Raw genomic sequence first — 22201 nt, 5'->3', positions numbered from 1 at the left:
TCTAACCGATTCCGCATGTCTGCATGTAATACTTTGACTCTGTCAAAAAAAGATGATGCTTACGAAGTAACTTTGACCCCGTCAAAGTAGGGTTGTGCTTACGATGTAGTTTTGACTTTGTCAAAACTTTAAGGTGGTGAAATCATGGCAAAAGGCATGCGCGAAATTAAGCGGCAAATTAAAAGCGTACAAAGCACCAAGCAGATCACCAAAGCAATGGAGATGGTAGCTGCTGCAAAACTGCGTAAAGCGCAGGAAAAAGCGGAAGCAGCCCGTCCTTATTCGGAGAAACTGAAAGAAGTTGTAGCTAGTATTGCATCAAGCACGCAAGGTATACAGCATCCGATGCTGGAGAGCCGTCCGGTCAAAAAGACAGCTTACCTGATCATTACATCGGACCGTGGTCTTGCAGGTGGATACAATGCGAACGTTTTGCGTCAGGTTAATCAGACGCTCAAAGAGCGCCACAACTCCCAGGATGACTACGAATTGTTCGTCATTGGACGTAAAGGACGCGATTACTTCAGACGTCGTGAAATTGCGATGGCATCCACAACAACGGATCTGTCGGATTCGCCTTCATTTGCAGACATCAAATCCATCGCACACGAAGCTGTTCATGGGTTTGAACTGGCTGAATTTGATGAATTGTACATTTGTTATAACCGCTTTGTGAATGCGTTGACCCAGATTCCTACGGTAGAAAAACTTCTTCCGATGGAAACACCTGAGGTAACTGCTGCGGAAGGACCAACGGCAAGCTACGAATACGAGCCGTCTGCTGAAGCTGTACTGGAGGTTCTGCTTCCGCGTTACGCGGAAACGCTGATCTATGGTGCACTTCTGAACGGTAAGGCAAGTGAGCTCGGCGCGAAAATGACGGCAATGGGTAATGCAACCAAAAATGCATCTAAACTCATTAACGACTTGTCATTGACCTATAACCGTGCCCGTCAAGCGGCGATTACGCAGGAGATTACGGAAATTGTGGCAGGTGCCAACGCAGCACAAGGCTAACCGTTTTTTTATTAATGAAGGCTTGCAGAGCAAAGATAAACGAACGGTACATTATTTTTGCAAAAGTAGCAGGCTTGTAGGAGGGGAACGTTAAGATGAACAAAGGACGCGTTGTGAGCATCATGGGTCCGGTTGTTGACGTCGAGTTTGATCGCGGCGGTCTGCCGGAAATCCTCAATGCCATTACGATCACTACAGTAAGTGAGAGCGGCGTAAGTGTGAACCTTACACTCGAAGCTTCGAGACATCTGGGTGACAACCGAGTACGTTGTATTGCGATGTCCTCCACGGATGGACTTGTTCGTGGTATGGAAGCTTTAGATACAGGAGCACCAATCTCTGTACCCGTCGGAGAAGCAACACTGGGTCGTGTATTTAACGTACTCGGCGAAGCAATTGATACTGGCGGTGCCGTAGCTGCTGAGCACAAGAACCCGATTCACCGTTCAGCACCTGCATTTGATGAACTGACTACCCAAGCAGAAATGCTGGAGACAGGAATCAAAGTTATCGACTTGCTTGCTCCTTACGCTAAAGGTGGTAAAATCGGTCTCTTCGGTGGTGCCGGTGTAGGTAAGACGGTAACCATTCAGGAATTGATCAACAACATCGCACAAGAGCACGGCGGTATCTCCGTATTTGCGGGTGTTGGTGAGCGTACACGTGAAGGTAATGACTTGTATCACGAGATGAGTGATTCCGGCGTTATCAACAAAACAGCAATGGTCTTCGGACAAATGAACGAGCCTCCAGGCGCACGTCTTCGTGTAGCCCTCACAGGTCTGACGATGGCGGAATACTTCCGTGATGAAGAAGGCCGTGACGTGTTGCTCTTTATCGATAATATCTTCCGTTTCACCCAAGCGGGTTCAGAAGTATCTGCCTTGCTTGGACGTATGCCTTCCGCGGTAGGTTACCAACCTACGCTGGCAACAGAAATGGGTCAACTGCAAGAACGTATCACATCAACGAAAAAAGGTTCTGTAACATCCATCCAGGCCATCTACGTGCCTGCGGATGACTACACTGACCCGGCTCCTGCAACGACGTTTGCCCACTTGGATGCAACGACGAACTTGGAGCGTAAAATTTCCGAGATGGGTATCTACCCTGCGGTAGATCCACTGGCTTCCAGCTCCCGGATCTTGTCCCCTGAAGTTGTAGGTGAAGAACACTACAGCGTAGCTCAAGGCGTTAAACGTATCTTGGCACGTTACAATGAATTGCAAGATATCATTGCAATCCTGGGTATGGACGAGTTGAGTGAAGAAGATAGAGCGCTTGTATACCGTGCTCGTAAAATCCAACGTTTCTTGTCCCAGCCTTTCCACGTTGCTGAAGCATTTAACGGTATTCCAGGTAAATACGTTCCGGTTAAAGAAACGGTGCGCAGCTTTAAAGAGATTCTCGAAGGTAAGTATGATGATCTTCCGGAAGCAGCTTTCCTCTTTGTTGGTACAATTGAAGAGGCAGTGGAGAAAGCCAAAACACTGGTTTAGTCTGAATCCAGGATTGTCCTTATGTGGGCTATCCTTCGGATAGTTTCAGGAGGGATGGAATTGAGCACCTTTTTGTTGGAAATCGTAACACCCGAGCGTTTGGTCTATTCAGAACAGGTGAATAGCATTACGGCTCGTGGTATTGAAGGGGAACTGGGCATTCTGCCAGGTCATATTCCTATGGTTACACCTTTGCAGATTGCACCAATCTATATCCATAACGGAAAAGAAAATAAACGAGTTGCTATCGGTGGCGGGTTTATCGAAGTTCGTAAAGATAAGGTTGTTGTACTCGCAGAGAGTGCTGAATTCCCGGAAAGCATTGATGTGGATCGTGCGCGTGCGGCGAAAGAGCGGGCAGAACGTCGGCTTGCAAGCCAAAGCAATCAGGACCACTTTGATCACCGTCGTGCAGAGATTGCGCTGCAAAAAGCGGTTAACCGGATTAATGTGTTCGGCAAATAAACGATTCTTTGAAGCCTGGCGGCTTAGTCTGCCGGGCTTTTTTGAGTTTGTTTAATAGAATTGTTTTATCGAATATATCAAAAGGGCTGACCACAAATCCATCCTATCCCTTCAGTAAACAGAAGTATTTTAAGCAAAATATTCACCGATTATGATTATTTGAATAGAATGTAGGACTAAAGTAGTGGGCGCATTTACCACTAAGAGAACCATTTTTTTCATGAGTAAATTTAAATTATTTCCGAGGAAATGACAGAATCGATATCGAAATAGCGCTCTTTTATGTCGTTTTAGTCACAAAATCCCGGCATTTTAAAATTAAAATATTTTAGAAGTGGAAATCAATGTAATTGACAATGTATGATGAAAGAGCCTATATTCCATAGAGTCAGCAGAAGCAGGAAGCTGCGTAGTAGATTCCATAGTCATGCACAGCCGCATTGTTGCTGCTCGGTGATTGGGCATCAGGAGATTCCTGCCTGGCAGGAGTAAATCTGACAGTACGCTCAGTATGTTGTGCTTAAGACATTCCAGTATACTAACAAGTTATGGGTGCCGGGCATATGATATGCTGATCGCTGCAACAAATGTGGAGGTAAAGAATATATGGATACTGATCTGACGAATCAGGTGAACCAAGCATTAAGCACCAATGGCTTGGTCTCAATCATCGTCTCCCTGTTATGTATTGCGTTGTCTTGGTGGGCTTTGACAAATCTCAAACTGGATTTAATCATCAGGCAGCCACGAGGTGCTCAGGGAAGACTGTTGCATTTGTTGCTCGCCATCATTTTGGGGCATGCCGTTGCTGGCTTTGTCATTGACTACTTGTCCTGGACTCAAATGTTGCGTAATTTGTTTTAATGTTGAGATGGTTGGTTAATCATCTGTTAGGTTCTTCAAGCTGCTCATTGTCGAATAACATCGATTAATTGTGTTAACAATTAGAGTATGAGTTGTCGGTAAAGAAATTAAGAAAAAAATGTGACGTAAAATTGGATGAATTTGAGATGTTTTATGTAAAAATGCTTGTATCGTACAATTCAACAATGTTATGATGGAAGTTAGGGAATTCACAATTGTTCACTTATTTTGTAGTTATAAACGGGATATCCGGTTCATGCCGGCTAATAACCATCCCACTCTGTCTGTTCTGATGCTCTGCTGGCTTGTAAGACACTGATTTTTACATGCTGAATAGCAAGATGCACGGCACATGGTATCATTGATATGGATTATAAAAACCAATTCTTTTCTGAACAGACATCTGTGGCAATATGCCAGAATATGTCGAAATTCCACACACAGCAACAGTCCTTTCTAGCATAGTGGGGCTTACGTATTCCGGAATGAAGAAAAGGGAATAAAAGCGCGGAGGGAACCATGATGAGCAAATTTATCGTCCGCGGTGGCAAAAGGTTGACCGGAAGTGTCAAAGTTAGCGGCGCTAAAAATTCTGTTCTTCCGATCATCGCTGCCTCTCTCTTAGGGGAAGAAGGACAAAGCGTTATTATTGACGCGCCTCCTCTAGACGATGTGATGACGATTAACAAGGTGTTGGAATCGCTGGGAGCGGGAGTTACATACCGGGACGAAGTGATTACCGTAAATGCGGAGAAACTTACTTCCTGTGAAGCCCCGTATGAATGGGTAAGTAAAATGCGGGCGTCTTTCCTGGTCATGGGGCCTTTGTTGACTCGAATGGGTCATACAAGAATCTCACTTCCTGGTGGATGTGCCATCGGTACACGGCCTATTGATCAGCATTTGAAAGGTTTTGAAGCCATGGGCGCAGAGATCAGCTTGGGCCAAGGTTATATCGAAGCTCGTAGCCAAGGTCGGTTGCGTGGCGCGAAAATTTATCTGGATGTGGCTTCCGTAGGTGCCACTCAAAATATTATGATGGCTGCAACATTGGCCGAAGGTGTAACTGTTCTGGAGAACGCGGCAAAAGAACCTGAGATTGTGGATCTTGCCAACTTCCTGAATGGGATGGGTGCCATCGTACGTGGTGCTGGTACTGGAGTGATCCGCATTGAAGGTGTGGAGAAACTGACAGGTGTTACACACACCGTTATTCCGGATCGGGTAGAAGCTGGTACGTATATGGCTGCTGCTGCAATTTCGGGCGGTGACGTGTACATTGAAGGTGCAATCTCTGATCATTTAGGCTCCGTTATCGCGAAGCTTGAAGAGATGGGTGTTACAATCCAACCGGATGAGAATGGCGTGCGTGTAATCGCAGATCGCCCTCTTAAGGCTGTGGATGTGAAAACATTACCATACCCAGGATTCCCGACCGATATGCAATCCCAGATGATGGCACTTTTGCTTGCATCTGAAGGAACAAGTGTCGTGACAGAGACTGTTTTTGAAAACCGATTCATGCATGTGGATGAATTCCAATTGATGAATGCGGAGATCAAAGTTGAAGGACGTTCGTCCATCGTCACAGGTAATGCCAAACTGAAGGGTGCCAAAGTAACGGCTACCGATCTGCGTGCGGGTGCCGCACTCATTATTGCAGGTCTTGTTGCTGAAGGTACAACGGAAGTGGGCGGTGTTCATCACATCGACCGTGGCTATGTACATCTCGCTGAGAAGCTTAACGGACTTGGCGCTGACATCTATCGGATCTCGGTTGATGAGCCTAAGCTGGAAGCAACCAAAGCACCTAGTGAAAAAGTGGAGAAAGAAGTACCGATGTTTAAGGTACAACCAACTTTGGCTTAACACTGGATTGAATAGAAAAAATATGGCCCTCTATTATGAGTCACACGGTTGTGTGGATTATGAATGCGATGGAACGTATATTGTAAAAAATGATAAAGCTAAGCCATCTGGCTTGGCTTTTTTTGTGTTTACTTTTAAGAAGACAACGAGATATTTGATACCTGATTCTATTAATAGCTGGTCCTAACTTGTATAGCATAACATCGTATTCTGTATCGATTCTGAACCAAATGAAAGAGCATACTTTATATGGGTGTCGGATCCAGCTAAACACCGGTATACAGCGACAGATCAACGTTTCTATGATGTACATAGCAAAAGAAAACAAGAAATTGAACAGAACGAAAAGGGCCTCGTTTCTCTCAAATCAGGTTCTATCAGATCAAGCCAGCTCATAACCTAAACTATGGATTTGAACAACACGACCGGCACATGACCGGCCATAGATAACGGAGGGTTATATTCGAATGAAAGAAGCTCGTGTACAGGTAAAGGTACCCCTTGTCCCTCGTCCAGGTATGCAAGAGCCGGAGGGAAATACCGTTTCTGGAGTGGAAAAAGACAAGCCTGCCCGATTGAACCTGAGGACTGTTCCATCACAGCCTGCAAGATTATCCAATCCAGGACGGGTGTCGGCAGATGAACTGAACCGAAAGACAACCGAGCATATTCATATACCTGTTATTGAGCTGGACCAGTTCCGCCGAGTGAAGCGTCGCCGAATGCGGACGTTTGGACGAAAACCCCGATGGGGACGTAATACGACGCGATGGCAACCTGCTGCCGCTGTATCTGCCTTATTGGCAATGGCGTTACTGATTCCGGTAATTCTGGTATGGCCGCGGACAAGCGAATCACCAAAGCCGATCCCTGCTCCAACAGATTCAAGCAGTACAAGAACCCCAGCTCCTGCGCCAGCCGTTCCTGTTACGTACCCTGAACCTAAAGTGCGCGTATACCTGTCTGCAACGGGCACAACGATGAATCTGCAACTGGAAGACTATGTTACCGGGGTGGTGGCAGCTGAGATGCCTGCGGAATTCAGACTGGAGGCGTTAAAGGCGCAGGCAATAGCTGCTCGTACATTTATCGTGCGTAGGTTAGCTGCGAGTGATACAAGCGGTGTTCCATCAGGTGCGGCGGATGTGACGGATACGGTCAACCATCAGGTGTTTATTCCGCCAGATCAGGTGAAAGCGGATTGGACGCGTCTAGGGAAGGCGAAGGAATGGGAGAAGCTACAACAGGCTGTGCGCGAAAGTCGAGATACGGTGATGACATATCAGGGCAAGGCAATCACCGCATCCTTTTTTTCCACAAGTAATGGGTATACCGAGAATGCTGAGGATGTATGGGGGAACGCCGTACCGTATCTGCAAAGTGTAGACAGTCCGTGGGACAAAAACCTGGCACCAGGATTCAAACAGACCGTCACCATGAAGCGTAATGATATTCTGCAGAAGTTAAACTTGGATGCCATTCCCGTTACCGCTCAGAAGGGTGGATCGTGGATGGAAGTATTGTCTACAACCAAAGGACATCGGATTAAGGAAATGCAGATCGCGGGTGAGACATTCAGCGGACCCGAGGTTCGTAAACTGCTTGGATTAAGATCCAGCCAGTTCAGTTGGAAGACCACAGGTGACGAAATCCAGATTACAACGTACGGTTACGGTCATGGGGTTGGCATGAGCCAATGGGGAGCAAACGGCATGGCGCAGGAGGGACACACGGCCACCCAGATTCTCAAACACTACTATACCGGCATTTCATTCGGACAGGCATCCAAGATGCTTGCATCGAAGTAGGAGAGATGAACACGGATGGATAAAGCGAAATAACTCGAATGAGTAGGAGTATGTGCGAATGTATACAAATGTATGTGAATGAGAGCAGTTTAGGTTTGGAACTCATCAGGCTTCCTTTCCACCAGTGGGGCGCTAACGAATCTGAGAGATCTTATTGGGCGTTATCACAACGAATGGAAATTCTAACGAATCTCAGACACGTTATATCACGATATACCACCGAACTGATCCAATAATAGCGCCCTAAAGAGTAATTAGTGTGTCTACGGTTCGTTAGAATTCCTAAGCCGCGATTTCCCCGCCAATAAGGCCGTCTGAGTTCGTTAGAAATATTTTATTATTCTAATCACTAACAAAATGGTGGATACTGCCATTCACTACATGCTCATTCGCAATAAGCAAGCCGAACCAGAACCAGAACGTTGAAATTAAGTTTCCAAGCCCTAAGGTTAAAAAATTGATTTATGTTCCCTGTCTACCAAGCAACTTCTAACTATACTGTAACCATTCATGATCCAGTTTCTTTTAAATCAAGATGTTAGATGGAACATTCAGTATTGGCGCGCTTTGTCTATCTCTAATCTCACATCTCACTTTCAAAGAACCTGGGTGGTTTAAATCTGCATTATCCAGTCACATCCTATATCCTTTCTCTCACCGATAAATGCACTTCATAGAAAGATTGACCCCTACAGCCAATCCGGACCAGTCTACCAACACCCATTCCGGAGCTTTCGAGATTTGGCTATATATGCGGAGAGTGCTAGCCGTAAGGGGAGCGCAGGGGACAGAAAAGACCTGTAGAAGCGAAGCGGCCGCCTTTATCACCGGATTTCTCCATTGGGAGAAATAATCAGGAAATCCGGGGATAACAGCCGGTCGAAAGGTTTTCTGGCCCCGAAGCGGTGTACGCACTAATTACTCACCCCTCACATATATAGCACTCTCTGAAACCTCCGTGAAAATAATTAGAGTCGCGCGTGTATAAAAGAGTTGCACCCGGTAACACTTGTTACTGAGGTGATTAACATGAATGAACAAAACAAAAAAACAAACCAAGAAGAAACTCCTAAAACAACTCAAGGAGTACCGGCTAGTCAGCCCTCTTCATGGAAAAGAGCAATGTCCAAACGCTGGGTCTTCCCGGCAGCCTACATCGCAGCAGCAGGCATTATACTAACCTTAGTGTGGGTCTATCAGGGCACAGGCGACAAAACGCTAAACTCGGACCCTGCTAGCGGGGTAGTAGAAACAGGCGCATCGGTGGGTACAGAAGGAACAGCAGTAGGCGGAGAAGAAGAAAGTGTGGAAGTTGTTGCAAAGTCGGAGAATTTTGTATGGCCGGTAGCGGTACCGTCCGAAATTTCGGTAGTAAAACCTTTCTATGATAGCGAAGCTTCAACCGAGGAACATGAAGCGGCAATGGTGCAGTACAATGATACATTCATCCCGAACACGGGTGTGGATCTGGCACGTGGGGATAACAAAACGTTTGAAGTCAAAGCAGCACTCGCCGGTAAAGTTACCCGGGTTGAGCAAAATCCGCTCACAGGTCAAGTTGTGGAAATCACACATAGCGATAACCTGAAAACGGTATACCAAAGCTTGGCAGACGTCAAAGTGAAACAGGACGACGAAGTGAAACAGGGAGATGCGATTGCATCCGCTGGCGTCAATGAATTGGGTAAAACGCTTGGCAACCACCTTCACTTTGAAGTGTACGAAGACGGACAGCCAGTTAACCCGCAAGGATATCTTCCGGAAAAATAAATGAATTTTACCGCAGCAACATGACGGGCAGAGGGTTAAACCTCTGCTCTTTTTGTGCTTTTCAGAAAATAATGGGACCTTCGAAGCTTGTCACACCTCTAAACCGCGAATATATAGGCATGCTCCTCATATAATGTACCAAACTATCCACACAGTAGGGAGGCGGGAGCGTGCACGATTACATCAAGGAACGGACCATCAAAATTGGTCGCTGCATTGTTGAGACGAGGAATACGGTCCGTACCATAGCCAAAGAATTCGGCGTGTCAAAGAGTACTGTGCATAAGGATCTAACGGAGCGTCTGCCGGAAATCAACCCTGATCTTGCTGACCAGGTGAAACACATTTTGGAGTATCACAAGTCCATCCGCCATTTGCGGGGCGGTGAAGCGACCAAAATTAAATACAAAAAAACGAGTGGCAAGAAACGTGAGGTGTTGGCTTCCGCCAAATCGTAAGCATCTTCACAAAGACGTAGGCCAAAAAGCTCACACATGCATTGAATCCCTCCCCTGAAGTATGATATGTTAAATGCTGGTACAGGATCGAATTATGACATCTTATCAGCCCGATTTTTACATATATATGTTGCACTTTGTCGAACGAGCGGTGACGTGATAAGGGACTCTTTTTCACAGGATACGCTGACCAAATAATATCACTTTGGGGGCTCTTTTATGTTTAGCAAGGATATCGGTATTGATCTTGGCACGGCCAACGTGCTTATTCACGTGAAAGGAAGTGGGGTTGTCCTCGATGAACCTTCCGTCGTGACCATTGAAAGAGATACGAAGCGTGTCCTTGCTGTTGGGGAAGAAGCGCGTCGTATGGTGGGGCGTACTCCAGGTAACATTGTTGCCATTAGACCGCTGCGTGACGGCGTTATTGCGGACTTCGAGATTACAGAAGCGATGCTCAGACATTTCATTAATCGTGTGGGTGCAAGAAGCTGGTACAGCCACCCTCGGATTTTGATTTGTGCACCAACGAACATTACTTCCGTGGAGCAGAAGGCCATCCGTGAGGCGGCAGAACGCAGCGGTGCCAAAGAAGTGTTTCTGGAAGAAGAGCCGAAAGCGGCAGCGATCGGTGCGGGAATGGATATTTTTCAGCCGAGCGGCAATATGGTCGTGGATATCGGCGGCGGTACGACTGACGTTGCAGTCCTTTCTATGGGCGACGTGGTCACCGCCTCTTCTATTAAAGTCGCAGGGGACAAGTTCGACGAAGCCATTATCAAGTTTATCAAAGCCAAGTACAAGCTCATGATCGGTGAACGGACCGCTGAAGACATCAAAATTGCGATTGGTACCGTACATCCGGGTGGACATCAAACGGAGATGGACATTCGCGGACGCGATATGGTATCCGGCCTTCCTGTTACCGTAACGATATCGGGAAATGAAGTACAGGAAGCACTTTGGGATTCCGTGCAATCCATCATCGTGGCAGCCAAATCGGTATTGGAACGTACACCGCCTGAATTGTCAGCGGACATTATCGACCGTGGTGTTGTATTGACTGGCGGAGGTGCATTGCTGAACGGACTGGACGAGCTTTTGTCCAATGAATTGCATGTACCGGTATGGGTGGCGGAAGATCCAATGCACTGTGTCGTGAAGGGGACAGGCATAATGCTTAATAATTTGGATCAGGTGGTTAAGAAAAAGTTCTAATCTGCCGATATAAATAGCAAAGGTTCGCCATGCTCGGAAAGCAGAACGGACAAGCAGCCAACCTGTGATGCAGGTCAAGCGCTTGAGGAGAGGGGTTAATTCATGTTAAGAGGTCTGTACACCGCTACTGCGGGAATGATTACGCAACAACGCCGCCATGACACAGCAACACAGAATATCGTAAATATGAACACCACGGGATATAAACAGGTGAACAGCGTAAGCCGTTCCTTCCCGGAAATGCTCATTACTTTGGTAGGCGGAGATGCAAATCTTCCAACAAAGCGGCTGGGCAAGCTGAACACGGGGGTGTTCGCGGAAGAGAGTTTGTCCATGAATTTGCAGGGGACCATTATGGAGACTGGGCAGAAAAACGATTTTTCCATTTCATCCAATATGACTGTCAATGATCCGCAGACTGGACAACCTGTCCCGTTTGACGCATCAGGCAAATTTGTACGGGCCGACGGCACGGTGACTTACCAGCCTCAGGCGTATTTTACAGTTCAAGATGCAGAAGGTAACACCGGATATACACGCGATGGTCACTTCGAGATCACTGGAACGGGACAATTGCTGAGTTCAACAGGTTCACAAGTGTTGGATAATAATGGACAACCTGTAGTGTTGACAGGTTCTGTGGAGCAATTTAAAGTGGATGAGCAAGGCCGTTTGGTGAATGCAGCAACGGGTGCACCAACAGGGGTTACTCTTGGCATTAGTGTCATTGACCAGCCGAATCAACTGGTTCGTCAAGGTAATGGCAATTTCAGTCTCAGCGATGCAAACGGGGCAACGTCCCGGATGATGGCTGCCGGTGATAATGTGCAGATCCGTCAAGGATACCTGGAAGGTTCCAATGTTGATGCCTCACAGGCAACGGTTGATATGAACGCTGCATTCCGGGCGTATGAAGCCAACCAGAAGGTCGTACAATTCTACGACCGCAGTCTGGATAAAGCCGTCAATGAAGTCGGGCGTGTATAACGCCGACGTTTAAATATAACCGCGCAGCGGAGAGCCAAACGCCCTTTGCGCAGCAAAGCAGAGAGGCTCACGCGAAGCGCAAGAGCCTAGACGCATCCGAGCCTACGCGAGGAACGCGTGGCAATACCTGAGCGCAGCGACGGTCTCGACAGCCCTTTGCGAAGCAAAGCAAGGAAGAGACCACGCGGAGCGCTAGAACCTAAACGCATCCGAGCCTAAGCTAGGAATGCGTAGCAGTACCTGAGCGCAGCGACGGTCTCGACAGTCCTTTGCGGAGCAAAGCAAGGAGAGACCCCGCGGAGCGCAAGAGCCTAGACGCAACCGAGCCTATGCGAGGAATGCGTGGCAGTACCTGAGCGAAGCGATGGTCTCGACAGTCCTTTGCGGAGCAAAGCAAGGAAGAGACCCCGCGGAGCTACACGCCGCATAAAGAGCGTGCCGTGCTATGATTCAGCCATGTGAAACTATGGCGGGAATCATAGCACGGCAGTCGCGGCGCACATACACCACCGCCACTTAGCAAGATCGTACCCCACTTACCTAATCCGCCTGTTTCGGGAGTCCAGAGGGCAGCGCCATCTGGGGCCCTCCCTACTAGGGAGGGTTTGGGAGGGTGGACAGGACACAAGGGAGGGTATACCACCAATGAATAATTCCATGATTAGTGCCAAGGTTTCCATGACTGCCATACAGCAGCGTCTGGATGTCATTTCCGATAATATTGCCAACGTGAATACGGCAGGCTATAAGAGCAAGCAGGCGGCATTCGAGGATGTGCTGACCCGGGTTCAACAACAACCGGACAAGTACAAACTGGATGGACGTTCCACACCGATGGGATATAACCTCGGTTTTGGTGCTCGTTTGGCAGATGTAACGAAGGATATGTCTCAAGGCCCCTTGAACGAGACTGGCCTTCCGACCGATCTGGCCATTGAAGGAAATGCGATGTTTGCAGTTGAAGCGAATGGGGAGAAAATGTGGACACGTCAGGGTGCATTTCATTTTGTACCTGATACAAGACCTAAGCCTACTCCGAATTCACCTGATATGATGGTGATGGTCAATGGCGAAGGCCACTTTGCCCTGGATCGTCAAGGCAATCGTATTACGGCACCGAATAATAGCAAAGTTGCTTTTGATGAAAATGGCAACCTGTTAATCCGACGCGGTAATGCGGCAAATGCAACCATTGGAGCACAGCTGCAAGTGGTAGACATTGAACGCCCTGAGGGGCTCGTACAGTATGCGGATAACCTGTTTGGACTGGATGCGGGATTAACCGAGGATGATGTATTTGGCGCTGATGCAGCTACACGTCAAGCAGCTGCATTGATTCGTCCAGGATTTCTGGAGCAATCCAATGTGGATCTGACACAGGAGATGTCTTTGCTTATGCAAGGACAGCGGACATATCAGCTGGCGGCAAAGGCGCTAACTTCAAGTGATTCCATGTTGGGTCTTGCCAACAATATGAGAGCGTAAAAGGTGAGTGTGATGACAGAAACACAGCAGCAGAACAGTAAGCCGGAGAAAAAGGAAGTCAAGAAGAAGAGTGGATGGCGCATCGCAAGATGGTTCCTGGTTCCGGTCCTGCTTGTTCTTGCCCTCGCTGGCGGAATGGTAGCTGGATATGTGGTACTGGGCAAACAGGATATCGGTTCCGTATGGCAATGGAGTACATGGGAACATGTATATAATCTGGTATTCGCTCCATAATGTAACGAGTTAAGCGAAAACTCCTGCGCAGGCAGGAGTTTTCTTTTTGACGTTGAAAACAGTATAATGATGGATGACGTTTGACGTCACAAAAGAGGCCTCCCCTGCGAAAGACATTCGTCATCGCGAAGAGAGACCCCTTATCTTAACCTTCACTACTGCAGTCATGAAGGATATAACTAGTGTTAACCGAAAATATGCTTTCCATACAAAATTTAAAAATTAAAAACCTTTTATATGAGCTTCGACTTGATCATAATCAGGTTTTCCATGTCCGCACTAAAGTCAGTGAAGGGAACGGAATCGTTCGAAAGAAGCGAAGCGCTCGCCTTTGTTTCCTAATGTTATCCATCTGAAAAATAGTTCAGAAACATTAGGAAACAACAGCGATCGAAAGAACGATCCGTAACCGTAACGGTCACCTATGCGCACATGAAAAATCCATGATTAAGAACGCTCATATAAACATCCCGAGAGGAGATTACACTGTGCTCGATATCAAACAGATTCAAGAAATCATCCCGCACCGCCCCCCGTTTCTGCTGGTGGACAAGATTCTAGAGATTGAGGATGGCAAACGTGCCGTTGGTTTGAAAAACGTAACCATTAACGAACCTTTCTTCATTGGTCATTTCCCAGAGTATCCGGTAATGCCGGGTGTACTGATTACAGAAGCGCTGGCTCAGGTTGGTGCAGTAGCCATTCTGAATTTGGAAGGCAACAAAGGAAAAATCGGCTTTTTGGCGGGACTGGACAACTTCCGATTCCGTGGACAAGTTGTGCCCGGAGATACGTTGATTCTGGAAGTGGAGATTACACGTCTGAAGGGTTCTATTGGTAAAGGTAAAGCAACTGCCCGAGTGAACGACAAAGTGGTCGCTGAAGGCGAGATCATGTTTGCACTGTCTGACCCAAGCTGATTACATATGTGAGCATTGACATCATGCAGGAACGTAGACGGAGCGAATGATGCAAGATGTTGAAGTAACTCAGCACACCTGAATTTATATAGACGGAAGGGGTTTTATCGGAATGGAACAGTTAAGCACAGCAGCAGCAGAGACGTTGCAGCAATGGTTGGAGGATGCTTCGATTGATGAAGCAACGAAACAGGAGCTTCGTGACTTGCAGGATCAGCCGAAAGAGCTGGAGGAACGTTTTTACAGAAACCTGGAGTTTGGTACAGGTGGATTGCGCGGGGTCATTGGTGCGGGAAGTAACCGGATGAACCGTTACACCGTAGGTCGGGCAACGCAAGGATTTGCGCGTTATTTGCTTGAGCAGCATGGTGACCAAGAAGGCAAACCTTCTGTTGTCATTGCTCATGATTCCCGTCATTTCTCACCTGAATTCACACTGGATGCTGCGCTTGTACTGGCTGGAAACGGCATTGTAGCCAAGCTGTTCCCATCCTTGCGTTCAACTCCTGAGCTGTCATTCGCAGTGCGTCACCAGAAGGCAACTGGAGGGATCGTTGTAACAGCGAGCCATAACCCACCGGAATATAACGGATATAAAGTCTACAATCATGAGGGCGGTCAATTGGTACCGGATGAAGCGGAAAAAGTCATTCAGTACATCCAGGAAGTGCCTTCCCTTGCTGACGTGAAAAAGCTGACGCAAGAAGAAGCAGAAGCTCAAGGACTCCTGATCTGGTTGGGTGAAGACCAAGACCAAGCGTTTGTGGATACCGTAGCGAGCCGTAGTCTGAGCCGTGAACTGATCCAATCCGGCATAGGCCATGATTTCAAAATCGTTTACACACCGCTTCACGGAACAGGTAACATTCCTGTACGTCGCGTGCTGGAGCAGATCGGATTCGAGCAAGTGCACATTGTAGCTGAACAAGAACAGCCGGATGCTGAGTTCTCTACCGTGAAATCCCCTAACCCGGAAGAACGCGAAGCGTTTACGCTTGCAATGAAGCTGGGAGAATCCGTAGGCGCTGACATTCTGATCGGAACAGATCCGGATGCAGACCGTATGGGTGCTGTCGTGAAAGACAATGATGGCAAATATTTCGTCTTGTCCGGTAACCAGTCTGGTGCCATTATGGTACATTACCTGCTCAGTCGCCTGCAAGAGACAGGTACACTGCCAAGCAATGGTGCGGTTGTCAAAACAATCGTAACAAGTGAGATGGGTGCTGTTATTGCTGAACATTACGGTGCAGAAGTGATGAACACACTGACAGGCTTCAAATATATTGGTGAAAAAATGAACCAGTTCGAAGCAACAGGCAGTCATACATTCTTGTTCGGATATGAAGAGAGTTATGGCTACCTTTCCGGTAACTATGCCCGTGACAAGGATGCTGTCCTTGCCTCGATGCTGATTGCTGAAGCAGCTGCGTATTATAAGAGTCAAGGCAAAACGCTGTATGATGTCTTGCAAGAGCTGTACAACCAATTCGGATATTTCTTGGAGAAGCTGGAGTCCCGTACGCTGAAAGGCAAAGACGGCGTGGCTCAGATTCAAGCCAAAATGACGGACTGGCGTTCCAATCCGCCACAAGAAGTAGCGGGAATTGCTGTACAAGATGTACTGGACTACTCCCTTGGTCTGGACGGTCTTCCGAAGGCGGACGTACTGAAGTTCATTTTGGCAGACGGTTCATGGTTCTGCTTGCGCCCTTCAGGAACAGAACCGAAGATCAAAGTATACTTCGCCGTGCGTGGAGAGAATTTGGAAGATGCGGAAAGCTGGATCGAGCGTCTGGTGACTACAGTGATGTCGCGTGTAGACGCACAATAATACGAATGCAACAATGAGCAAGAACATGAGAAGGCCTCTCCGCACCGTAAGGTTGGTTGGCGGAGGGGTTTTTCTTTGAAATAAAAGTGTAGATGGTTCTAGCATATAAGAGGGCTTGTTGACACAAGCTGTTTGTAACCTATTGTATAAATGTTAAATGAACGAATTACTTGAGCTGAACGTGCATTTGGTTCCAACACTTGAGGAGGTACATGTAGTGCGTCAAAAATGGCTTTATTGGAATAACGCTTCTCGGAAGTGGTTGTGGCTCGTCGTTATTATCGGTCTGGTCGCGTCCATCCCTGTAATCAGTGATCGGGTGCAGACAGAATCTTCTGCCAAAAAGGTGGAGCTTGTCTTTAACTATCGAGGACTGCTGGATATCTCAGCGTATCAGGCACATCCGCAAGATTTCATGAATGAACAATTGACTCGTCTAAAAGACGCAGGCGTAACAACGATGGCTGTGTTCGAAAGTACATTGGACGAGCTGAGAAAGACACGCCGACTAATGGTATATAACGGCCAGGATCTCGCGAACCTGACCAAAGATGTGATCCCTTCTAATGCAAATTACACGTATGTGTTATTTACATCGGAGGAAAACGCACAGACGTATACCCCTATTATTGAACAAACGTTCGCTGATCGGCAGATTCCGGTAGTACCATGGGAATATGAAGGTCGTAGCGGCTTAATATTGCAGACTCCTCCGGAGAATGCCAACATGCAGCCTTTGCAGCCCGATCCGGTTGCCGTGAAGATGCTGCGTGATAAAGGGTTCTACATTTTGCCGCGGATCTCGGACAGTGTGCCATACAGCCAGGAATCGATGGAGCGCTTGCTTACCTTCTTCGAAGAGAATGGCGTAAAGCGCATCTTGTTTGATGGTGATGCTGTGAAAGGGTACAATGATAATGAAGAGATGAAAAGTCTTGACCAATTCGCACAGTTGCTGAATAAGCACAATATTGGTCTTGCAGCCATCGAGAACTTGAAGAAACCGCAGTCTGGATTCCAGACCCTTGCTTATAAAACGGATTACAACGTTACGCGTCTGTACTCGCTTAGTGATGGAGATGCCAATCTAGACGTAGATACGATTGCTGACCGTTTTGTTCTGGCAACCAAGGATCGCAACATTCGTATGCTCTATATGAATGCATCGCCAAGCCGGAATACAGCAAAGGCTATGATTACAGATCCAATTGAGAATCTGATCAATAGTCTGGGTGAGCCGGGTCATGCGGTAGAACGCATGGCGAAGCATGGATTCGAGTTAGGACAAGCTGAAGCATTTACAGTTAAGGATTCTTCGATTCAGCGTTATGCCAAGCTGGTTGCTCTTGTTGGTGCAATTGCCATGATTGCACTTATGGTTTCTTATTTTATCCCACTACTGACTTTGATCGCATTTGTGGTCGCTTTGGTGGGCAGTGCAGGATTGTTCCTTTTGAAACCAACGCTGCTGGAGCAAGGAATTGCCTTGCTTGTGGCAATCGCCGCGCCGACCATAGCGATGGTGCTGGCCGTTCGTACAGTGAACTATCAGCAACAGCGTCAACCCGACGCATCTGCGGGTCGTCGTTTGAAACAAACGTTGGTGTTATATGTAAGAACTTCGATTCTGTCATTCCTGGCGGTACCTTTTGTCATCGCATTGCTTAACAGTATTACGTACAGTCTGGTGATTAACCAGTTCCGCGGCGTGAGTCTGTTGCACTTTGCACCTATGGCACTGGTGGCGATCTATATTGTGTTTTACCGGGGTTCGGGATCGTTCTCTATTAAACAAATTAAGAATATTCTTCGTACACCGATTACCGTTGTAATGGTAGTACTGGGACTTGTTGCTGCCGTTGTTGGATATTACTATTTGAGTCGTACAGGCAACTCGGGTTCGGTTACGCCATTCGAGATGTTCCTTCGTGTAGTGCTGGAAGATACGTTCGGTGTACGTCCGAGATTCAAAGAATTTATGCTGGGACACCCGCTGTTTATCGTTGGCGTGTTCGCCGCTTTAAAATATCGTAAAGTCATCTTTGTGCTCATTATTGCAGCGATTGGACAGTTGTCCATGGTGGATACGTTCGCGCATATCCATACGCCGGCTGTATTGTCACTCATTCGTGGAGTGATGGGATTGGGACTTGGCTTAATCTTCGGTATCATTGCTGTGGGTGTGTGGCAAGTAGCGGAAGGATGTTGGAAAAAATGGTCACCACTTCTCAAAAGTTAGTCATCTCGGGGTATTACGGATTCCGCAATAGCGGAGACGAAGCGGTGCTAAAGTCGATTTTGACAGCGCTGGAAGAGGAAAGCCAAAGGTCGAACATAACGATTGAACCTATTGTTCTCTCGGGTGATCCCGAGTCAACAACCGCAATGTACGGTGTACGCTCCGTGCATCGTATGAAATTGAAGGAAGTCCGTGAAGTGCTCAAGGAGAGCGACGGGTTAATCAGTGGCGGAGGAAGTCTATTGCAGGATGCAACTGGACTGAAATCCATTCCTTATTATCTGGGTGTAATCAAACTGGCCCAGTGGCTGAAAAAACCAACGTTTATCTATGCACAGGGGATTGGCCCTGTGAATCGTAAAATTTTTAATCCGATGATCAAATCGGTCTTTAAGGCCTGCACCTATGTATCCGTTCGGGATGAACAGTCTGCAGACTACCTGCGTGGGCTCGGGTTACAGTGGAATCAGATCCATGTTGTACCCGACCCCGTAATGGGTTTGCCATTACCTGAAACAAAAGTTGAGAGGGGCGCAGGTGCTGTCTCAGCAAATGCTGCTACTCAAGCTAATCGAGTGGAGCCTTCAACTGGAGGACATACCAAGCTTCCTGTGATCGGCGTATCGGTACGTTTCTGGGAGTCAGACCGGAAGGAACTTACGGCTATTGCCGCCGGATTAAAAAAGCTGTGCTCCAAAAGAGCGGTGCACTTGCGTTTTCTGCCATTTCATTTGCCAGTGGATGAACAGGCATCACGTTTCCTAATGGAAATGCTCGGTGATGTGACCAGCAAAGGCAGCAAGATTAGCATCACAGAAGATCTGACCGACCCTCAGCTTATGCTGGAGGAAGTCAGCAAGTGTGATCTCGTCATCGGTATGCGTCTGCACAGTCTGATCTATGCAGCTTCGCAATATGTGCCTCCGGTGGGTATCTCGTATGATCCGAAAATTGATCAATTCCTGCTTCGTCTGGACAGTGAACCAGCAGGAAATACGGATACACTCGATGGAGATAAACTCGCCAAGACTGTTGTTGGACTGCTGGATCAACGTTCACAGTGGTTGAAGGAACATGAAGAAGGCATCACCCAACTGAAGCAGGAAGCCAGAGTGCCTGCACAGCAGATTATTAACTATTTGGGCCGCAAAGGATGAGATAAAGATGAGTCAGACCGGATCAATACCTACCGTTTCGATCTACGGCATTCCTTTTTCCAAACTGACGATGAAAGAAACGGTAAAGGTTCTCCAGGAAGCTGTGCTGTCCAAGCAGACACCACATCAGGTCATCACAGCCAACCCCATTATGGTTATGGCCGCATTGGAAAATCCCGCAATTATGGAAGTCATGCAAGCTGCGGAATTAATTGTTCCTGATGGAACAGGTGTCGTATGGGCTGCAAACTATTGTGGAGATCCTGTAGCTGAGCGAGTGCCGGGTTTTGAGCTTTTACATGAATTGCTGCGTGTTGGAGAAAACTATCGATGGGGCGTATATCTGCTTGGTTCCACCCCTGAGGTGATTCAAGAAACGGCAGTTCGGTTACAACAGCAATATCCGGCGATTCGAATTGTGGGTTATCGCGACGGTTATTTTGGTCCGGCTGAGGATGAACAGGTCATCGCTTCTATTCGGGAAGCGGCACCTGATCTGTTGTTTGTAGCACGTGGGGCGGACACACAAGAACCGTGGATTCACAAGCACAAAGATGCACTGCAGGTTCCCGTAACCATGGGCGTTGGCGGAAGCTTTGATGTGATTTCGGGTAAAACTAAACGTGCGCCTGTCCTGTTCCAAAAGTTAAGACTGGAGTGGTTTTATCGCTTATTGCGTGAACCAAGCCGGGCTGGACGGATGCTTGCGCTTCCGAAATTCGCTGTTAAGGTGATGCGTGACAAAGAAAACGTGACGAAAGTCCGTTAAAAACAGGTAATTGCGAGATAAATGCGTGTTTTTGCTAGAAATTGAGGATGGCTTTTCGGGTGTGATGAGCGTATAATTCATTCCGGATTACATGTGTGCCACTCCATTGAAAAACGGAAGTTGTTGCATACGGCCACTTCGATGTCAGAATAACCTTTTGATCGCTGTTATCTCTGGATTTCTTTTATCCACCTTTGCAAGGTTGAAATCCCGCGATAGCATATGCTTACGATGTAGCTTTCTTTCAGAAAGCTTGTAGGCGAACGCTTCGCTTCTACAGGTTATTTCTGCCCTCTCCGTTCTGGTGCAAATGGCATTTTTCATCAAAAGTGACTAACAAAACATTTTTATATATAAAAAGAGATCAGGGGATTTATAATTTCGTACAGGTATTATAATTGGGGGTCGAATGTTCAAATGGTAGCGATCTTTATCATTGGATTTATCGTGTCAATGGGACTGGCTCTTGCCCTGACACCACTTGTCAAAAAGTTCGCAGTCCGCATTGGCGCAATGGATACGCCGAATGCACGTAAAGTACACACACGGATCATGCCTCGTCTTGGTGGTCTGGGGATATTCCTGGCCTTTATTATTACAGTTGCTGCATTGCTTCCGTTTGTATCGGCATGGTTCACGACTCGGGATATGAGTTTTGTCAGCGCGTTTCTGATTGGTGGAACAATTATCGTGCTGATCGGAGCACTCGATGATCGGTTTGAACTGTCGGCCAAAGTGAAGTTGCTTGGTCAGATCGTTGCTGCTTCTGTCGTTGTATTTGGATTTAATATCCGGGTAGATTTCGTTAACATTCCGTTTCAGGATTCCTACTCTTCACTCGAAGCTTGGGTATCGATTCCGCTGACGATCTTCTGGATCGTTGGTGTAACGAATGCGATTAACCTGATTGATGGTCTGGATGGTCTGGCAGCCGGTGTATCTGGTATTGCAATTGGTACCATTGCGGTGATGTCCTTCCTGATGGGTAACATGATGATTGCCTTGATGTGTCTTGTATTGCTGGGTAGTATTATCGGATTCCTATTCTTCAACTTCCACCCTGCCAAGATCTTCATGGGGGATACCGGATCACTATTCCTTGGTTTCTCTCTGGCAATGCTGTCCATGCTGGGATTCAAACAAATTGCTATCGTGTCCTTTATTACACCGCTGATCATTATCGGTGTGCCGCTCTCGGATACCTTCTTCGCGATTATCCGTCGTGCGGTACAACGGAAACCGATTTTCGCACCGGATAAAGGTCACCTGCATCACTGCTTACGTGAACTTGGATTCAGTCACCGTCAGACGGTGCTGATCATTTATGGAATTGCCGCATTCTTCGGAGTTCTGGCGATTATCCAATCTTCCGCTGCCATGTTTGAAGCGAACTGGGTAACATTTGTGGTCATCTGTATCATGATGTTCTTCCTCCAGGTGGGAGCAGAAGTCATTGGACTTGTTAGCAAAACGAGAAGACCGGTTATTAACTTTCTGATGCGCATGCGCGTCAAGTTGAATCCGGAGACCCGTTCGAAATCATAAATAGACAAATGTAATGGTTACAGCTATTTTTGAATATTATTCCAGACCCAACCTTATCCCTTG

18 protein-coding genes are annotated in these 22201 nt (G+C 47.3%); all 18 read left to right on the top strand.

What is annotated here, in order from left to right; all coding sequences use genetic code 11:
* Positions 1-144: 144 nt before the first annotated feature.
* The 18 genes from atpG to NST38_RS27615 all read left to right on the top strand — a co-directional run bounded on the left by atpG (position 145) and on the right by NST38_RS27615 (position 22138).
* Entirely contained in the window at positions 145-1017 is an 873-nt protein-coding gene (gene atpG / locus NST38_RS27700) for an ATP synthase F1 subunit gamma (protein WP_036612560.1), read from the top strand.
* Positions 1018-1112: 95 nt separating this feature from the next.
* Positions 1113-2516 (top strand): F0F1 ATP synthase subunit beta, encoded by a 1404-nt coding sequence (gene atpD, locus NST38_RS27695; RefSeq protein WP_036612557.1) that lies wholly within the window; start codon positions 1113-1115, stop codon positions 2514-2516.
* Between the two features lie 60 nt (positions 2517-2576).
* Positions 2577-2981 carry a F0F1 ATP synthase subunit epsilon gene (locus tag NST38_RS27690; protein ID WP_036612555.1) on the top strand — a complete coding sequence of 135 codons (405 nt, stop codon included), beginning with the start codon at positions 2577-2579 and terminating at the stop codon, positions 2979-2981.
* A gap of 606 nt (positions 2982-3587) precedes the next feature.
* Positions 3588-3845, top strand: a complete 258-nt coding sequence (locus tag NST38_RS27685) for a DUF1146 family protein (protein ID WP_017691941.1) — start codon at positions 3588-3590, stop codon at positions 3843-3845.
* A gap of 522 nt (positions 3846-4367) precedes the next feature.
* Positions 4368-5714, top strand: coding sequence for a UDP-N-acetylglucosamine 1-carboxyvinyltransferase (gene murA / locus NST38_RS27680; protein ID WP_017691942.1), 1347 nt, complete (start codon positions 4368-4370; stop codon positions 5712-5714).
* Positions 5715-6181: 467 nt separating this feature from the next.
* Positions 6182-7522 carry a stage II sporulation protein D gene (gene spoIID / locus NST38_RS27675; RefSeq protein WP_341344224.1) on the top strand — a complete coding sequence of 447 codons (1341 nt, stop codon included), beginning with the start codon at positions 6182-6184 and terminating at the stop codon, positions 7520-7522.
* A gap of 1029 nt (positions 7523-8551) precedes the next feature.
* Complete coding sequence (locus NST38_RS27670; RefSeq protein ID WP_076254018.1) at positions 8552-9292, top strand: M23 family metallopeptidase; 741 nt, start codon at positions 8552-8554, stop codon at positions 9290-9292.
* 170 nt (positions 9293-9462) lie between these two features.
* Positions 9463-9750: a sporulation transcriptional regulator SpoIIID gene (gene spoIIID / locus NST38_RS27665; RefSeq protein ID WP_024632710.1), complete on the top strand. Its 288-nt coding sequence runs from the start codon at positions 9463-9465 to the stop codon at positions 9748-9750.
* Between the two features lie 219 nt (positions 9751-9969).
* On the top strand, positions 9970-10968 hold the full coding sequence (locus NST38_RS27660; protein WP_036612542.1) for a rod shape-determining protein: 999 nt from the start codon (positions 9970-9972) through the stop codon (positions 10966-10968).
* 102 nt (positions 10969-11070) lie between these two features.
* Positions 11071-11955, top strand: a complete 885-nt coding sequence (locus NST38_RS27655) for a flagellar hook-basal body protein (RefSeq protein ID WP_076254020.1) — start codon at positions 11071-11073, stop codon at positions 11953-11955.
* A 645-nt stretch (positions 11956-12600) separates the two neighbouring features.
* Positions 12601-13440: a flagellar hook-basal body protein gene (locus tag NST38_RS27650; protein WP_047840695.1), complete on the top strand. Its 840-nt coding sequence runs from the start codon at positions 12601-12603 to the stop codon at positions 13438-13440.
* Between the two features lie 12 nt (positions 13441-13452).
* The gene (locus NST38_RS27645) at positions 13453-13674 is read left to right on the top strand and encodes a DNA-directed RNA polymerase subunit beta (RefSeq protein WP_047840694.1); all 222 of its coding nucleotides are present in this window, start codon (positions 13453-13455) and stop codon (positions 13672-13674) included.
* Positions 13675-14162: 488 nt separating this feature from the next.
* A complete protein-coding gene (fabZ, locus tag NST38_RS27640) occupies positions 14163-14594 on the top strand; it encodes a 3-hydroxyacyl-ACP dehydratase FabZ (protein WP_036613058.1) in 432 nt (143 codons plus the stop codon).
* 112 nt (positions 14595-14706) lie between these two features.
* Positions 14707-16428, top strand: coding sequence for a phospho-sugar mutase (locus tag NST38_RS27635; RefSeq protein WP_076254022.1), 1722 nt, complete (start codon positions 14707-14709; stop codon positions 16426-16428).
* Between the two features lie 217 nt (positions 16429-16645).
* Positions 16646-18667, top strand: coding sequence for a DUF5693 family protein (locus tag NST38_RS27630; RefSeq protein ID WP_076254023.1), 2022 nt, complete (start codon positions 16646-16648; stop codon positions 18665-18667).
* Positions 18643-19824, top strand: coding sequence for a polysaccharide pyruvyl transferase CsaB (gene csaB, locus NST38_RS27625; RefSeq protein WP_076254025.1), 1182 nt, complete (start codon positions 18643-18645; stop codon positions 19822-19824). The genes NST38_RS27630 and csaB overlap by 25 nt, the downstream gene beginning before the upstream one ends.
* 7 nt (positions 19825-19831) lie before the next feature.
* Entirely contained in the window at positions 19832-20593 is a 762-nt protein-coding gene (locus NST38_RS27620) for a WecB/TagA/CpsF family glycosyltransferase (protein WP_076254027.1), read from the top strand.
* 417 nt (positions 20594-21010) lie between these two features.
* A complete protein-coding gene (locus NST38_RS27615; protein WP_036667762.1) occupies positions 21011-22138 on the top strand; it encodes a glycosyltransferase family 4 protein in 1128 nt (375 codons plus the stop codon).
* Positions 22139-22201 lie beyond the last annotated feature (63 nt).

Source organism: Paenibacillus sp. FSL H8-0104, assembly GCF_038050215.1.
Lineage (GTDB): Bacteria > Bacillota > Bacilli > Paenibacillales > Paenibacillaceae > Paenibacillus > Paenibacillus amylolyticus.
Note: the sequence above shows the minus strand (reverse complement) of the source record. Positions and strands in the feature narration are given on the sequence as shown.